Origin of the sequence: Micromonospora lacuserhaii (genome assembly GCF_036902735.1) — a bacterium.
Lineage (GTDB): Bacteria > Actinomycetota > Actinomycetes > Mycobacteriales > Micromonosporaceae > Micromonospora.
On the sequence record NZ_JBAKHO010000005.1, the window covers coordinates 19,985 to 34,636 of the forward strand.

The 14,652-nt window shown below is 73.3% G+C and carries 15 protein-coding genes; 4 read left to right on the top strand and 11 right to left on the bottom strand.

Annotation, left to right across the window (positions count from 1 at the left end):
* Window positions 1-40: 40 nt before the first annotated feature.
* Window positions 41-817 (top strand): helix-turn-helix transcriptional regulator, encoded by a 777-nt coding sequence (locus V6U81_RS04840; protein ID WP_334484856.1) that lies wholly within the window; start codon window positions 41-43, stop codon window positions 815-817.
* A 27-nt stretch (window positions 818-844) separates the two neighbouring features.
* Here the strand turns inward: V6U81_RS04840 and V6U81_RS04845 are convergent, their stop codons facing one another.
* The 4 genes from V6U81_RS04845 to V6U81_RS04860 all read right to left on the bottom strand — a co-directional run bounded on the left by V6U81_RS04845 (window position 845) and on the right by V6U81_RS04860 (window position 3,985).
* The gene (locus tag V6U81_RS04845; protein ID WP_334484858.1) at window positions 845-1,255 is read right to left on the bottom strand and encodes a VOC family protein; all 411 of its coding nucleotides are present in this window, start codon (window positions 1,253-1,255) and stop codon (window positions 845-847) included.
* 13 nt (window positions 1,256-1,268) lie between these two features.
* Window positions 1,269-2,042, bottom strand: a complete 774-nt coding sequence (locus V6U81_RS04850; RefSeq protein ID WP_334484860.1) for an arsenate reductase/protein-tyrosine-phosphatase family protein — start codon at window positions 2,040-2,042, stop codon at window positions 1,269-1,271.
* 116 nt (window positions 2,043-2,158) lie between these two features.
* Complete coding sequence (locus V6U81_RS04855; RefSeq protein WP_334484862.1) at window positions 2,159-3,097, bottom strand: hypothetical protein; 939 nt, start codon at window positions 3,095-3,097, stop codon at window positions 2,159-2,161.
* 276 nt (window positions 3,098-3,373) lie between these two features.
* The gene (locus V6U81_RS04860; protein ID WP_334484864.1) at window positions 3,374-3,985 is read right to left on the bottom strand and encodes a dihydrofolate reductase family protein; all 612 of its coding nucleotides are present in this window, start codon (window positions 3,983-3,985) and stop codon (window positions 3,374-3,376) included.
* A gap of 215 nt (window positions 3,986-4,200) precedes the next feature.
* Here V6U81_RS04860 and V6U81_RS04865 point away from each other — a divergent pair, with 215 nt between their 5' ends.
* Window positions 4,201-5,001 carry an inositol monophosphatase family protein gene (locus V6U81_RS04865; RefSeq protein WP_334484866.1) on the top strand — a complete coding sequence of 267 codons (801 nt, stop codon included), beginning with the start codon at window positions 4,201-4,203 and terminating at the stop codon, window positions 4,999-5,001.
* Between the two features lies 1 nt (window position 5,002).
* Here V6U81_RS04865 and V6U81_RS04870 read toward each other — a convergent pair whose 3' ends face one another.
* Window positions 5,003-5,932 carry a serine hydrolase domain-containing protein gene (locus V6U81_RS04870; protein WP_334484868.1) on the bottom strand — a complete coding sequence of 310 codons (930 nt, stop codon included), beginning with the start codon at window positions 5,930-5,932 and terminating at the stop codon, window positions 5,003-5,005.
* A 167-nt stretch (window positions 5,933-6,099) separates the two neighbouring features.
* Here V6U81_RS04870 and V6U81_RS04875 point away from each other — a divergent pair, with 167 nt between their 5' ends.
* Window positions 6,100-6,765: a hypothetical protein gene (locus V6U81_RS04875; protein WP_334484870.1), complete on the top strand. Its 666-nt coding sequence runs from the start codon at window positions 6,100-6,102 to the stop codon at window positions 6,763-6,765.
* A gap of 55 nt (window positions 6,766-6,820) precedes the next feature.
* Here V6U81_RS04875 and V6U81_RS04880 read toward each other — a convergent pair whose 3' ends face one another.
* From V6U81_RS04880 to V6U81_RS04900, 5 genes are all read right to left on the bottom strand, one after another.
* On the bottom strand, window positions 6,821-7,792 hold the full coding sequence (locus V6U81_RS04880) for a DUF4352 domain-containing protein (protein ID WP_334484872.1): 972 nt from the start codon (window positions 7,790-7,792) through the stop codon (window positions 6,821-6,823).
* 62 nt (window positions 7,793-7,854) lie between these two features.
* On the bottom strand, window positions 7,855-8,511 hold the full coding sequence (locus V6U81_RS04885; protein ID WP_334484874.1) for a 4'-phosphopantetheinyl transferase family protein: 657 nt from the start codon (window positions 8,509-8,511) through the stop codon (window positions 7,855-7,857).
* Window positions 8,512-9,129: 618 nt separating this feature from the next.
* Window positions 9,130-9,912 carry a peptidase gene (locus V6U81_RS04890; protein WP_334484876.1) on the bottom strand — a complete coding sequence of 261 codons (783 nt, stop codon included), beginning with the start codon at window positions 9,910-9,912 and terminating at the stop codon, window positions 9,130-9,132.
* Entirely contained in the window at window positions 9,912-11,189 is a 1,278-nt protein-coding gene (locus V6U81_RS04895; RefSeq protein WP_334484878.1) for a VWA domain-containing protein, read from the bottom strand. Before V6U81_RS04895 ends, V6U81_RS04890 begins: the two co-directional genes overlap by 1 nt.
* 620 nt (window positions 11,190-11,809) lie before the next feature.
* The gene (locus V6U81_RS04900; RefSeq protein ID WP_420883972.1) at window positions 11,810-13,486 is read right to left on the bottom strand and encodes a dolichyl-phosphate-mannose--protein mannosyltransferase; all 1,677 of its coding nucleotides are present in this window, start codon (window positions 13,484-13,486) and stop codon (window positions 11,810-11,812) included.
* Between the two features lie 93 nt (window positions 13,487-13,579).
* On the opposite strand from V6U81_RS04900, the gene rsmI reads away from it, so the two are divergent.
* On the top strand, window positions 13,580-14,419 hold the full coding sequence (gene rsmI / locus V6U81_RS04905) for a 16S rRNA (cytidine(1402)-2'-O)-methyltransferase (RefSeq protein ID WP_420883976.1): 840 nt from the start codon (window positions 13,580-13,582) through the stop codon (window positions 14,417-14,419).
* A 9-nt stretch (window positions 14,420-14,428) separates the two neighbouring features.
* Here rsmI and V6U81_RS04910 read toward each other — a convergent pair whose 3' ends face one another.
* A complete protein-coding gene (locus V6U81_RS04910) occupies window positions 14,429-14,569 on the bottom strand; it encodes a hypothetical protein (protein WP_334484884.1) in 141 nt (46 codons plus the stop codon).
* Window positions 14,570-14,652: the final 83 nt, after the last annotated feature.

The following is a 14,652-nucleotide window of genomic DNA, read 5'->3' on the forward strand; positions in this document are numbered from 1 at the left end:
CCTGTATCCGACATCGGGCACGAGCCTGAAGGGTGCAGCCGTGGGCGACACAAAACCGGAAACGGCGGCCGGTCCGGGCGATCCCGGCGTGGACAGGCTGGCCAGCATGTCCCGGGCCCTGGAAGCCGCGGTGAGCCGGCGCATCCTCGCGGTTCGGAGCGGCGAGGCGCACGATTCCCAGGTGCGCCTCTTCGCGGAGGGGCTGCCCGCGATCCTGGACGGCCTGGCGATGCTGGAGGCCGCGACCCGGTACGTGGTGAACAACCTCCAGCGCAGCTGCGCGTTCGACCCGTCCCGCCGGGAACGTCTGCTCAACCGCCGTACCCGGGCCAGGAAGCTCCAGGGGCACATGATTCTCCACCCCACCGAGCACCTGCCGCTCAGCGCCGCCTGCCATCCCGACACCTGGGTGGCGCAGGTGCAGGGCCTTGGCCTGGCCATCGACGAGCGGCTCGCGCTGTTCCCCGGCCCGTACACCGGGGACGGGCGTCCGACCGCCTGGTTGTGCTCCGACCCGGACCTGGTGGCCGCTTTCTGCGAGCTCTGGCACGAGACGAAACGGTCCGCCGTGCCGGTCCGCGACGTGCCGGGCCTCGTCCGCCTCACCGAGCGCCAGCTGGACGTCGTCGCGCTGCTGTCCAAAGGGGCGAAGGACGCGACGATCTCCCGGCTGCTCGGTGTCTCCCCCAGGACGGTCACCAGCGACGTCGGCAAGATCATGGACGCGTTCGGCGTCGCCACCAGGTGGGAGGCGGGAATGGTCATCGGCCGAGCCTGCCCACCGAGCCTCAGCGATCGGCCCGTCGTCCGCTCCTGACCGTAGGTCGCGCGCGCCGGTTGGCGGTCAGGATGTGGCCGGTGTGGGTGGATCCGGTCGGTGGGCGGGCTGGAACAGTTCTATGAGGTTGCCGGCCGGGTCGGTGAGCAGAATCTGGCGCCCGCCGGGGCCGGTGACCACGCCGCCGCGGAAGGGCACTCCCGCGCTGCGGAGTCGGTCGATCTCGGCATCCAGGTCGCCGACGATCAGATGGATGCGGTTGCGTCCGGCGGTGGTCGCGTCGTCGGGGGTGGCCCGGGCGCCCGAGCTGGCCGGCCCGGACAGCAGCAGCCGCAGCGGGCCGCGCACCACGTCGGCGAAGGCGGGCGCGGCGCTGGTCTTCAGCGTGAAGCCAAGATGGGTGGTGTAGAAGTCGACGGCCTGCTGGACGTCATCGACGAGGTAGCGGACGCTGGCGTAGCGGTCGGGTGCGGTCACGGCTGAACCTCCTTCATGGACGGCCGGCGGCGAGTACGGGCAGCAGATGCCTGATGCGGCTGTCGATGTCGGCCGCGGTGTGCTGGAAGGCGGGGTAGCTGGCCCGGTCGGTGTCGCCGGCCGTGGTGGGGTCGGGGATGCTCCAGTGCATCCGCCGAGGATGGTCCGGAAAGTCAGGGCAGGCCTCGCGGGCCTTGTCGCACAGGCTGATCACGTAGTCGAGCCGACGGCCGGTCAGCGTGTCCACGTGTCGGGGGCGCTGGCCGGTGATGTCGATGCCGAACTCGTCGCGCAGCACCCGTACGGCGTTGGGGTGGAGGCGGGGCTTGGGTCGGCTGCCGGCGCTGGTTACCTCGACCTGGCCGCCGGTGCGGTGGTGCAGCAGGGCCTCGGCGATTGGTGAGCGGGCGCTGTTGCCGGTGCAGACGAACAGCACGCCGACGCGGGGCGAGCGCCGCAGGTCGACCGGGGGTGTGCGCGGTGCGGGCTCCCGGTGCAGCGCCGGGTGCAACGCGGCGCCGGTGCCGGCCAGCGCATCCGAGCAGCGATCCAGATCCAGGTGGTAGTAGCTGTCGCGGCCGTCGTAGGTGCTGCGGGTGGCGGTGACCAGCCCGCCGTCGCGCAGCAGTCGCAGATGGTAGGAGACCAGGTTCTGCGGCTCAGCCGTCAGCGTGACCAGCTCTCGGACCCGGTAGTCGCTGTCCGCGAGCTCGGTCAGCAGCCGCCACCGCAGCGGATGGGCGGCCAGGCGCACGAACGCCGGGTAAGCCTGACTCGACAACGCCACGACCCGGAGAATACATCAAATGCATTTGATGGAGTAGGCAGTTCGGCCGGGACGACCTCGCGCCAAGGGGCCGTCCCCCGGTCGAGGACGGCCCCTTGGCGATGGTGCTGCTGACGTCAGGACTCGCAGCCGACGCCGTCGTGGTCCGAGTCAAAGCCGTGCGGGTCCGGCGCCACGACCTTGAAGTTCCGGTACGAGATCTGGCCGCAGTCCAGGTCCGGCGGCGGCGGCGGGATGCACACCGTGGGGTAGGCCGGGTCGCAGGACGGCGGCGGCGGAGTCGGAGTGGCCTCGATCCGGATGTACCAGGTGCCGTTCGACGGCCGCCAGACCGTGCGGTCGGCCCGGTCGTCGCCGCCGTAGTTGCCCGGCTGCGGCACGTCGCCGTTGACGCCCCAGGTGATGGCGGCGGTGCCCAGCACGTACCAGGTGCCGTTCCCGGGCCGGAACACGGAGAACTCCGCGCGGCTGTCGCCGGTGTAGTTGGCCGCCACGGGGATGTCGCCGGACTGGCCGTAGCGGACCCCGCTCAGGCCGCGGACGTACCAGGTGCCGTTCGAGGGGCGGAAGACCGCCACGTCGGCGTGGCCGTCGCCGGCGAAGTGGGCGCCCACCGGCTTGTCCCCGGACTGGCCGTAGCGGATGGCGCTCATGCCGAGGATGTACCAGGTGCCGGTGGACGGCCGGAACACCGCGAGTTCCGCCCGGCCGTCGCCGGTGTAGTTCGCCGGCACGGGAACGTCTCCCGACTGGCCGTAGCGGATGGCGCTCCTGCCGAGGATGTACCAGGTGCCGGTCGACGGCCGGAACACGGCGGGCTCGGCGCGGCCGTCGCCGTTGTAGTCGGCGGGCACGGGAATGTCACCGACCTGACCGAAGCGGACAGCGGAGGCGCCGCGGATGTACCAGGTGCCGTTCGACGGCCGCCACACGGCGAGGTCGGTGCGGCTGTCGCCGTAGTAGTTCCGGGCCACCGGCACGTCGCCCTGCTGGCCGTACTGCATCGCGGAGGTGGTCGCCGCGTTCGCCGGAGCGGCGAGCCCGACAGTTGCCACGGACACCGACAGCGCCGCCATTGCGACAGGGACTCGAAATCTCATGCAGCTCCCTCAAAAGATTGTCAGAAGACAACCGTAAGTGGGGGCGAGGAAAGGTAAATCCTCCGAAGGCAGCGGCAGGCCGCCCGAAAGCCGGTTCCGGGGCACCGAACAGATGATCATGCGGGACCCCAGGCAGAGGCCGCTCGACCCGCTGCGAGAACTACAGGTGAAAGGCCGATCCCGGATCGGGAACGGCCTTTTTACCGTCCTGCGAGGACCACCGGCCGACGGTCAGTCCAATGCGAACGACCCGAGCGGGATCTCACCCGCCGGCACGTACCTGCCGATCATCACCCCGGTGGTCGAGACCGTGCTGTCGGTGAGCGTCAGCCCGGCGGGGACCGTGCCGTCGGCGAAGAGGCGCTTGCCCGCCCCGATGACGACGGGGAAGATCCACAGGCGGAACTCGTCGACCAGTTGGTGGCGAAGCAGCGTCTGGACCAGGTTGCCGCTGCCGTGCACCTGCAACTCGGGCCCGTCGCCCTGCTTCAGCGCCGCGACCCCGTCGGCGACGTCGCCCTCGATCAGGACGGAGTTGCGCCACTCCAGGGCGGGGCGACCCCGTGAGGCGACGTACTTGGTGGCGTCGTTCAACGGCTTGCCGCCGGCCTCCTCCGGCGCCTTCGGCCAGTGGGCGGCGAAGATGTCGTAGGTCCTGCGGCCGAGCACGAGGTCGAACGGCCGGCCCATCGACTCGGTCATCACCTCGCCCATCCGCTCGTCCCAGTAGTTGACCGACCAGCCGCCGTGCGCGAAGCCGTTGTCGTCGTCCTCCCCGGGGCCGCCGGGGGCCTGCATGACGCCGTCGAGGGTCAGGAAGGTCTGCACGACCAGTTTTCTCATCTCTCGTGCCCTTTCCTCAGGTCCCGAAGGTGGTGGAGCCCGGCCGTGTCGGGAGGGCCGGTTTGCTGGCGCGACATGCGGAAACACGGATCGTCACGCAGAACCCACGCTAGAGGAGACCTGCGACGAACTCATGCGGGACACGTCGGCCGGTCCCACGCCGACGTCCGGGTCGGAGGGTCGGACGTGGACCGGGCGCCACTACCCTGACCCGCATGTCGACCACGGACGAGGAACTGGCGATCACGGCAGCCCGGGCCGGAGCCGCCGTCGTGCGGGACCGCTACGGTGCCACCCTGACCCGGGTGGAGAAGTCCGGCGGCGACTTCGCCACCGCCGCCGACATCGAGGCGGAGCAGGTGATCCTCGACGTCCTTCGCGCCGCCCGGCCGGACGACGCCGTGACCGGTGAGGAGACCGGGCGTACGGGCGGCGGCGGGCAGCGGATGTGGCTGGTCGATCCGCTCTGCGGCACGCTCAACTACGCCGTACGCACCATGCTGGTCGCGGTGAACGTCGCCCTGCGCACCCCGGCGGGCATCACCGTCGCGGCCTCGGCCGACCCGTTCACCGACGAGGTCTTCTGGACCGACGGCGTCGGCGCGTACGTGCGGCACGACGGCGTCGACGAGCGGCTCACGCCGTCGGCCGGCTCGCACCTGGTGGACGTCAACCTCGATCCGCCGTTCCCGAACGCGCCGGGCTTCCGCGCCGTACGGCTGCTCGGCGACGCCGGGTTCGTCGCGCGGTTCCGTCCCCGGGTGGTCTCCACGACCCTGGCGGTGGCCTGGGTGGCGGCCGGCCGGCGGGCCGCCTACGTCACCGACGGCGACCTGCGGGACAGCGTGCACTTCGCCAGCGGGATCGCGCTGTGCCAGGCGGCCGGGTGCCTGGTGACCGACCTGCGGGGGCAGCCGGTGCACGCAGGCGCCGGCGGCCTCGTGGTGGCGGCGGACCGGCCGACCCACGACGCCCTGCTCGCCCTCGTCGCGGGCCAGCTTGCGGACGGCCGATGACCTACCCGTGGTCGCGCGCCGAGGCCAGCAGGGTGTGGATGACGGCCGGGTCGCTCGTCTCGACATTGCTGAGCATCACGATCCGGCGGTCCGCACCGGGCAGGCAGCCGACGAACGAGACGAAACCCGCGTTGCCGCCGTCGTGGTGGAACAGCGGCTCGCCGGCCAGCGTGCCGACGAACCAGCCGTAGCCGTAGCCCCGCGCCATCGGCCGGCCGCCGGTCGGCACCCGCTCGGTCACCATCAGGGTCCGGTACGGCTCGGCGAGCAGCCGCCCCGCCCGCAGGACGTCGAGCCAGGTCACCATGTCGGCGGTGGTGGACCAGACGTCACCGGCGCCCATGCCCACCACGTCCAGGTCCCATGACGGCACCGGGGCGCCGTCCGGCCCGTGACCGGGGGCGATGTCGTCGCGGTCACCCGGGGAACCGGCGAACGTGTCGCCCATGCCCGACGGCGCGAAGATCTGCTCGGCGAGCACGTCGCGGTACGGCCGGTCCGCCACCCGCTCCACCACCTGGGCCAGCAGCACGTAGCCCGGGCTGCTGTAGTACCAGCGCTCGCCGGGGGCGGACAGCGGTGGCACCTGTTGAAAGGTCCGCACTAGGTCGTCCGGCTCCACCCGAAGGGCCAGATCGATCATCGGATGGTCGTGCCAGTGCCCCAGCCCGGAGGTGTGGGTGAGCAGCTGATGCAGCGTGATGTCGCGCCAGTGCGGTGGCGCGGCGCCGAACCACCGCCCGATCCGGTCGTCGAGCGCCAGGGCGCCGCGTTGGGCGAGCAGCAGCACGGCTGTCGCGGTGAACTGTTTGCTCACGGACGCGAGCTGGAACCGGGTGCCCGGTGTGCAGTTCGGGGCGGTGGTCTGGGCGACCACGGTGTCCCCGTGGCGGATCAGGACCGAACCGGGCACCTCGGAGAGCGTCGGCATGGGGCCCAGCCTAGGGCGGTGCGCCGACGTGTGTCACCGGCGTCGATCTCCGGCCGGGCCGGCGCCAGCTGCGGCGCGACAGCATCCCCGGTGCCCCCCACGGCGGCGACGGGTACGGCAGACTCCCCCTTCGCCATTTGTTCCCGCTCCGCCCCTGGAGGCATCCGATGACAGCCGACCTGCCTGCCCCGGCCGTGACCGCCGGGGGAGGCGTACCGCAGGTGTGCGCCCGGCACGGGGAGCCGGCCATCCGGCACCAGAAGGTGCTGTTCCGCTCCCGTACCCCCGGCTGGGTCTACATCCTGCTGCCGTTCGGGGTGCTGGTGTTCGCGATCGTCGCCGCGGTGCTGCAGAAGCGCGTGAAGGCGGCGGCCTGGCCGTTCTGCGCGGAGTGCGCCCGGCTGCGCACGCGCCGCCTGCTCATCGGCCTCGGCGTGGTGGCGCTGGCCATCCTGGGGGTGGTCGTCGTCGCCGTGGCGGTGCCGCAGGGCAGCGACGCCGCGGGCATGATCGTCGTGCTCTTCGTCTTCGCCCTGCTGGTGGGCCTGGGCTTCGTCGCCGCCTCCGGGTGGGGCGGGATCGCCTCCGGGCACGTCTCCGCCGACGGCGCCCTGCTGCAGGTCCGCAAGCCGCACCCGCGCTTCGCCGAGCAGGCCGAGGCGATCCGCATCGCCGTCGAACAGCACTGGGCGGCGCAGCGCTGGCAGCAGGCCCAGGCCCTGGGCAACCCCGCGACGGCGCAGTGGCAGCAGCCGGTTCCGCCGCAGACGCAGTGGCAGCAGCCGCCGGAGCCCGCCGGGGCGCCGCCGCAGCCCCCGTACCAGCAGCCGTAGCCCGGAACGGGCCGGCTCCCCGTCGGGGGAGCCGGCCCGTGAGGTTCGCGCCGGGTCAGGGCTTCCAGGAGCCGGCGGACTCGAAGTTGTGCTGGTACTCCACCACGCCGTTCCGGTCGGCCACGTCGAAGACCACCGCGCCGGAGCGCTTGCTGCCGGCGGGGATGCCGTTGCCCGAGGAGAGCGGGTCACCGCCGCAGCCGGAGAGCAGCCCGCCCAGCCCGCTGACCGTGGTGCCGTCCTCGGCGATCCAGCGGAAGTAGAACGGGTTGATCGACGCCTTGCCCTTGGTCACCGTGGCGGTCACGTCGGCGATCAGGTAGAGGCCCTTGTCGGGGGCCGGGGCGAACGAGCGGCAACCCTTCGTGGAGGTGGTGAAGCGGCGGACGGTGATCTCGATGGTGCCCTCGTCGTCCTCGAGCACCAGGGTGGCACCCGGCTCCATGTTGAACGTCTCGCCGTCGGTGGCGGCGGCGGTCGGCTTCCCGCCGGGCAGCGCCGGCGCCACCGTGGTGCCCGGCGTGGGCAGCGAGCGCTCGATCTCCTCGGCCTTGTCGGCGGCCTTCTTGCCGCCCACGACCGCGGCCGCGACCACGCCGCCGCAGCAGAGCAGCACCAGTGCCGCCACCACGATGCCGACGATGACCCAGACCTTCTTCTTCGACTTCGGCGCGGCCGCCGGGTAGCCGGGCGGCAGCGGCGCACCCGGAGCGCCCGGTGCGGGCGGCCAGGGACCGCTGGGCGGGGCCGGGTAGCCGCCGCCGGAGACCGGCGGGTACGGCGTACCGGAGACCGGCGGGTACGGCGTACCGGAGACCGGCGGCTGCGGCGCGCCGGAGACCGGCGGCTGCGGGGCGTACGGGTTCTGCGGGGCGTAGGGGCTCTGCGGCGCGCCCGACACCGGTGGCAGCGGCGCGGTCGGGTCGGCCGGGTACCGCGGCACGGGGGCCGTGGGGAACGGCTGGGTCGGCTCCGCGGGCTGCTGGTTCGGATCCTGCGGCCCGTAAGGGGGCTGGGGCTGGCTCACCGTACTCCTCGGCACGTCGACAGATCGGTAACGCCTGGACGCTAGTGGGTGGCCGCAACCGCTCAGCGGTGCGGTAGCACCGCCGCGGTGCGGACCAGGTCACCGGCGACCGCGAACCGACCGGTGAGCAGCGCCGGCGGTTCGGCGACCGTCGCCGCCGCCACCCGTTGCGGGTTGATCCGGGCGGTGAACGTCCCGGCGTCGGGGTCCAGCGTCACCGTGGCGTCCTGGAAGTCCAACCAGGAGCCCACCACCGGGTGCCAGACCTTGTAGACGGTCTCCTTGGCGCTGAACACCACCACCGGCCAGCCTGTTCCGGCCGGCAGCCGGGACAGCTGCTCCTCCTCCTCGGCGCGCAGGATCAGCCGGCGTACCCCCGGGCTGAGCTCCCGGTGCCGCTCGGCGTCCATGCCCACCGACCGGACGTCGGCCAGCCGGGCGGCCGCGGCGGCGCAGTAGCCGCGGGTGTGGGTGATCGTGCCGACCACCCCGGTCGGCCAGACCGGGGAGCGGTCGGGGGCCGCGACGACGGGCGCGGTGGGCACGCCCAGCGCGGCCAGCGCCCGCCGGGCGCAGACCCGGCCGGCGGTGAAGTCGCGCCGTCGGGTCTCCACCGCGCGCTCGCCGAGCCCCGCCAGCTCGGCGGGGAGCAGCTCGCCCACCCAGTCCGCCGCGTCGGCCTCCACCACCACGACCGTCGGTGGCAGCAGGTCACGCATCACCCACCCCCTTTGGATACGAGATCAGCCGCGCCCGAGCCGGTCGGCCGACCACGGTGTCCACGTCGGCGTCGGCGGGCCGGCCCCGACAGCGGGCGGGCCGCCCGCCGGGCCAGGATCCGGTCGACGGCGAAGTCGGTCACGGCCATGGCTGGTGAACGTACCGCAACGACGTAACGGCGGAGGGTGGCCTGGCGCTGTAAAGGCGTTGCTGGGGAGCCGATTCGGGCTGTGCGTCGCGAGGCCGACGGGTCGCCGTTTCCGGCGGACCGTCGCGGAAGCTGAGAGGAAGTGACGATGTCCGGTGGTATGGAACCCCCGCGGTCCCCGCTCGACGAGCATGTCCCGATGACTCCCGGGTGGACCTGCGGCTCCTGTGGGGAGGAGTGGCCGTGCGCCGAAAAGCGGGCGCGGCTGCTGACGGAGTTCCAGGCCGACCGCGCTTCCCTCAACGTCTACCTGGGATCCTGTCTGGCCGCGGCGAGCGCGGACCTGCCCGCGACGCCGGGCGCGTCCCTGCGGGCCAGGTTCATCGGGTGGGTACCGAGGGGGCCGTTGCATTCGTGAGATGACCGGTGGCCCACGCCCCCGGTGGGCGGGGTGGGCCACCGGTCGCGATCAGGGCCGTCGGGGGCGGCGGGTCAGCGCGAAGCCGACCACGCCGGCGACCGCGGCGAGAACCCCGCCGACCGTGCTCCACACCCAGCGCGAGCCGAGCGCGGGCAACCGGTCGGCGAACCCCGCGTCGTCCTCCTCGTCGGCCTTGGCTGCCGCCGGCTCGTCGGTCAGCACCGCACCGGCCTTCGGGTTCGGCACCAGCGGCGCCTTCAGCTCGCCGTCGTCGCGTGACCCGTCGCCGTCGGCGGTGACCAGCAGTTCCACGTCGACCGGGAGCCCGAGGTCGGGCTCGGGCAGGTCGACCACGGAGAGCCGGACGTAGTACGTGCCGGGTAGCGGGTCGGCCGACCAGGGCTCGGCCCAGGAACGGACCTGGCGCAGCGTGCAGCCCAGCGTCACGGCACGGGCCGAGGCGTCCACGGTGGGCGCCTGCGCGCCGGCCGTGCACGCCTGCCGGCGGCGCAGCCCGTCGAAGACCTCGACCGTCCAGGTGGAGGCGCCGGTGTGCGGCTTCGGGAACGACACGGTCGCGGTGACCTCGTGCCGCTGGCCGGCCGAGGCGGGGAACGACCAGTAGAGGAAGTCGCCGGTCGAGGCGTTCACCCGGACCGGCTGGCCGGCGGCGATCCCGGTGGCGGTGAGGAAGGACGTGCCGGCCCGGGTGACCGGGGTGGCCCCGGGGGACGGGGTGGGCGCCTCGGCCGAGGCCGGGGCGGGGGCGGCCAGCAGGGTCAGTCCGGCGGCGGCCAGCGCCGCGCCGGTCCGGATGGTCGGGGTACGCATCAGTGCTGCCTCCAGGTGGCGACCCACCAGCGGGTGAGCAGGCCGACGAGCAGGCCGGTGAGCAGGCCGGCCAGGGTGAGCAGGGCGAGCAGGACCCAGCCCCGCCCGAGGTCCGGCGCGGCCGGGGCGGGGGAGGAGGCGACCACGTCGACGGTCAGTTCGACCGGCATGCCGGGGGTGGCCCGGGTGCCCGGCCGGGGCGCGAAGGAGTTGCTGACCACCAGGCAGACCGTGGTGGCGGGGACGGGCGCGTCGGTGGCCCCGGGGCTAGGCGCGGTGCCGTCCTCGGTGGCCGACCAGCGCAGCCCGGCCGACACCACGTCGGTACGCCCGCTTCCGGCGTCGGAACCGCGGACCAGTTCGCGTCCGTCGGTGGCGGTGGCCCGGAGTAGGACCCCGTGGTCGAGGTTCACCGGTCGGTCCAGCGCCACGCTCGCCGAGGCGCGCAGCTCCTGCCCGGGGCGGACCGGCACCCGGTACCAGCGGTGCTGGGAGAACGCCTCCCGGTCGCTGTAGACGCCGGGCGCGAGCAGCGGCGCGTTCGCGCACTGCGTCGTGCCGTCGACCACCGTGGGCGCCGCGGTGTAGGTCTCCTGCGCCCGGTCGACCAGCTGCTTGATCCGGCCGGTCAGCTCGTCGGCGCTCTGTGCGGCGGTGTAGGTGCCGCCGGTCGCGCCGGCGATGCAGAGCAGTTGCCGGCGGACCTTGTCGTCGGGCGCCAGGCCGAGGGTGTCGACGACCAGCTTCGTACCCTGGGCGGCCAGCTCCCGGGCCACCTCGCACGGGTCCGGGGGTGCGCAGGTGTCCTCGCCGTCGGTGATCAGCACGATCCGCCGGACGGTTGCGCCGGTGCCCAGGTCCTGGGCGGCAGCGCGCAGGGCGAGCCCGACCGGGGTGAAGCCGGTCGGCCGCAGGGTCGCCACGGCCGCCTTGGCCCGGGTCCGGTCCACCGGGCCGACCGGCACGATCTGTTGGGTGTCCTGGCAGCCCTGCTTCTTGTCCTTGCCCCGGTAGGTGGCGCCGAGCACCCGGATGCCGAGCTGGGTCTCCTCGGGCAGTGCGTCGACCACCTCGGCGAAGGCCTGCTGGGCGACGGAGATCCGGCTTCGGCCGTCGATGTCCCGGGCCCGCATCGAGCCGCTGACGTCGAGCACCAGCTCGACCTTCGGCGGTTCGGCGGGTGTCTCCTCGTCCGCCACGGCCGGTCCCGGACCGGTCAGTACGGTCGCCGCCAACAGCCCGATCAGGACGGCTGTCGATCGTCTCTTGTTGATCACCGGGCGGAGTGTAGTCAGATCCACTTTGGATGATCATTTGGGGCGGCCGGGCGGATGGGCGGTTTCCGGCCGATCCGGTGCCGTCCTTCGGTCTTTCGGTCACTTCCGGCGGCGGTGCCCGGATTCCCTGCGCTCGTCAACCCGCCGTCGACGCGGCTGTCCCCGTCTCGCGCCCGGTTCGGTCGGGCTCGCCGACCCTCGTGATCGGGCATGAAACGGTACGGACCACCCGACGGCCGTCCGCGTACCGTCCGTGCATGGTAACCGTCCGTTAGGTGCCAGATGTAAACCTTTTGCACCCCTACGCATCCGTCGGAAATCTGACTGAAGTCGACCCGTTGTGCCGGTGCCGCAACGTGGTTAAGCTCTTCTTGCGCGCCCCAATCGCCCGCTTCCCCCGTGGCAGGCGATCGGGGCGCGTTCTAATTTTCCGCCCGGGTTCCGCCGCTGCCATGTGCCGGCCGAATCGCTCGGGACGACGCCACTTCCCGCTCGCCCCCGTCGGCCCCTTCGCGTCCGGGCCGCCATTCCCGATCCGAGCCGGCTCTCCAGTCCCGGCCGCCATTCCCGGTCCGGGGCGGCTTTCCCGGTCCGGGCGGCGACCCAGCCCTCGGCCGCGGTCAGATCCAGCGGCCGTCCAGCCACATCCGGGCCGACCAGTCGTCGTACGGCAGGGTGTTGCCCACGAAGATCGGATAGAAGTACGCGAAGCAGACCGCCACCAGCAGCACGTACGCGCCCACGATCACGCCGCCGATCAGCCGGCGGTCGGCGCCCTGCTCCGCCGCGTCCTCGGGATCGGCCGGCGTCAGGCCGGCCGGCCCGGATGGCGTGACGATCGCGCCGAGCACGTAGACCACGGCCAGCACCAGGAACGGCAGCGCCGGGGCGGCGTAGAAGGAGAACATCGTCCGGCCGTCGAGGGCGAACCAGAACCAGGGGAGCAGACCGGCGGCGACGCTGAGCAGGATCGCCCCGGCCCGCCAGTCGCGCCGGGCCAGGCCCAGCCAGGCCACCGCACCGAGGGCCGGCAGGAACGACCACCAGAGCAACGGCGTGCCGAGCAGCAGGATCTCCGCGGCGCAGCTGGCCGCCCCGCAGGCCCCGTCGCCGGACCAGTAGAAGGCCACCGGCCGGCCGAGCAGCAGCCACTGCCACGGCCAGGACTGGTACTTGTGCGGCGTCTCCAGGCCGGTGTGGAAGTCGAACGCCGCCTTGTGGTACTGCCACAGGTTGTTCAGCGCCCCGACGAACGGGGTGTCGCTCAGCCCGGGGGTGTTCGGGTAGCGCGCCGCCAGCCGGTAGTAGCCGTCGTCGGTGAGCAGCCAGCCCGACCAGGTGAGCACGTACGTCCCGACCACCAGCAGCCCGGCCAGCACCAGCCAGGGCAGCTCGTCCAGGAGCGCGTCCCGCCACGGGCGGCGTACCCCGGCGGAGCGGCGGACGCCGACCTCCCAGAGCAGCGCCAGCAGCCCGAACGCCGGGATGAAGTAGAGCGCGCTCCACTTCACCCCGCAGGCGCAGCCGAGCAGCACCCCGGCGACCAGCCGCCACCACGGCCAGGTCCGCCAGCCGCCGGCCGGCCGCGCGGCCCGCCCCGGCGCGGTCGGGTCGAGCCCGGCCGCCAGGGCCCGGCTCCAGCGCCGCCGCCGGGCGTCCCGGTCGAGCACCAGCGCGCCGAAGGCGGCCAACACGAAGAGCAGCAGGAAGATGTCGAGCAGCGCGGTACGGGAGAGCACGAGGTGGAAGCCGTCCAGCGCGAGCAGCAGGCCGGCGGCGCAGCCCAGCGTGGTGGAGTGGAACATCCGCCGGGCGATCCGGGTCAGCATCAGCACCGACAGGATGCCGGCGAGCGCGGCGGCGATCCGCCAGCCGAACTCCGGGGCGGTGGTGAACAGGTGCCCCGGGACGGAGATGTTGAGCTCCTGGTCGGAGTACCCGAAGGCCCACTCACCGAGCCCGATCAGCCACTTGCCCAGCGGTGGGTGCACCACGTACGACGGGCCGTTGTCCTTGTAGTTCCACTCGACGCCCTTGTCGATCAGCCCGTAGCCGTCGCGGGCGTAGTAGATCTCGTCGAAGATCTTGCCCTTGGGGCCGCTCAGGCCGAGCAGGCGCAGGATCGCGGCGATCGTCACCACCACGGCGGTGGCGACCCACGAGTTCACGTCCAGCCGGGCCTCGACCGTGGCGAGCCGACGGCGGACGACCGCCGGGATCGCGGCGGCGCCGGCCGGTGGGGCGCCCTGCTCGGGGCGGTCCGCGCTCGCGCTCTGTGCTGTCGACGCACTCGTCACCCGGCGATCGTAGGCTGCGGAGGTGCCCGGTGGCGTCCGTCGTCCCCGAGATTGGGCACCGCCGTCGATGAAGGAGCACATCCCGTGGGTGAAATGTCCGACCTCGGGCGGCTGATCCTGCTCGGCGCGCCGCTGGGCAACCCCGCCGACGCCTCGGCCCGGTTCCGGGAGGTGCTCGCCGCCGCCGACGTGGTCGCCGCGGAGGACACCCGCCGGCTCACCCGACTGGCCCGCGACCTCGACGTGACCGTCGGCGGGCGGATCGTCTCCTACTTCGAGGGCAACGAGGAGCGGCGCACCCCTGAGCTGGTCGAGGTGCTCACCAGTGGATACACGGTCGCTCTGGTCACCGACGGCGGCATGCCCAGCGTCTCCGACCCCGGCTATCGGCTGGTCCGGGCCGCCCTGGACGCCGGGGTGCCGGTCACCGCCGCCCCCGGGCCGAGCGCGGTCACCACCGCCCTGGCGCTCTCCGGCCTGCCCTGCGACCGGTTCTGCTTCGAGGGCTTCCTGCCCCGCTCGCCCGGCACCCGCCGGTCCCGGCTGCGGGCGCTGGCCACCGAGGAGCGGACGCTGGTCATCTTCGAGGCCCCGCACCGGATCTCCGGCGCGCTGGCCGACCTGGCCGCCACGTTCGGCGCCGACCGCCCCGCCGCGCTCTGCCGGGAGCTGACCAAGACGTACGAGGAGATCGTCCGCCGGCCGCTCGGCGAGCTGGCCGAGTGGGCCGCCGAGCACGAGCCGCGCGGCGAGATCACCCTGGTGGTGGCCGGCGCGCCGGAGACCCCGGTCGAGCGGCCCGACGACGACACGCTGCGCGCCGCGGTGGCCGAGCGCGAGGCCGCCGGGATGTCCCGCCGGGACGCGATCAGCGAGGTGGCCACCGGGTACGGGCTGCGCCGCAAGGACGTCTACACGATCGTGCACAGCTGACGGTCGGTCTCACCCGGCGGCGAGCAGGAACCCCACGGTGATCAGCAGTGGCCCGGCGTACGCGCCGGCCACCGCCCAGCGGCGCTGACCGCGCTCGGCCAGCCGGGTCGCCCCGGTCCACCGGGCGATCCCGGCCCCGCACCCGGCCACCACCAGCAGGCCGAGCAGCCAGCGCAGGTGCCGCCCGACGCCGGTGTCGACGTACGCGGTTCGGGCAGCTCAGGCCGCGTGTC

What these genes read in the sequence shown, in the direction of transcription:
- V6U81_RS04860 (WP_334484864.1), bottom strand. Translation starts at nt 3,985, where the DNA reads ATGAGAAAACTGGTCGTGCAGACCTTCCTGACCCTCGACGGCGTCATG.
- V6U81_RS04865 (WP_334484866.1), top strand. Translation starts at nt 4,201, where the DNA reads ATGTCGACCACGGACGAGGAACTGGCGATCACGGCAGCCCGGGCCGGA.
- V6U81_RS04870 (WP_334484868.1), bottom strand. Translation starts at nt 5,932, where the DNA reads ATGCCGACGCTCTCCGAGGTGCCCGGTTCGGTCCTGATCCGCCACGGG.
- V6U81_RS04875 (WP_334484870.1), top strand. Translation starts at nt 6,100, where the DNA reads ATGACAGCCGACCTGCCTGCCCCGGCCGTGACCGCCGGGGGAGGCGTA.
- V6U81_RS04885 (WP_334484874.1), bottom strand. Translation starts at nt 8,511, where the DNA reads ATGCGTGACCTGCTGCCACCGACGGTCGTGGTGGTGGAGGCCGACGCG.
- V6U81_RS04890 (WP_334484876.1), bottom strand. Translation starts at nt 9,912, where the DNA reads ATGCGTACCCCGACCATCCGGACCGGCGCGGCGCTGGCCGCCGCCGGA.
- rsmI (WP_420883976.1), top strand. Translation starts at nt 13,580, where the DNA reads ATGTCCGACCTCGGGCGGCTGATCCTGCTCGGCGCGCCGCTGGGCAAC.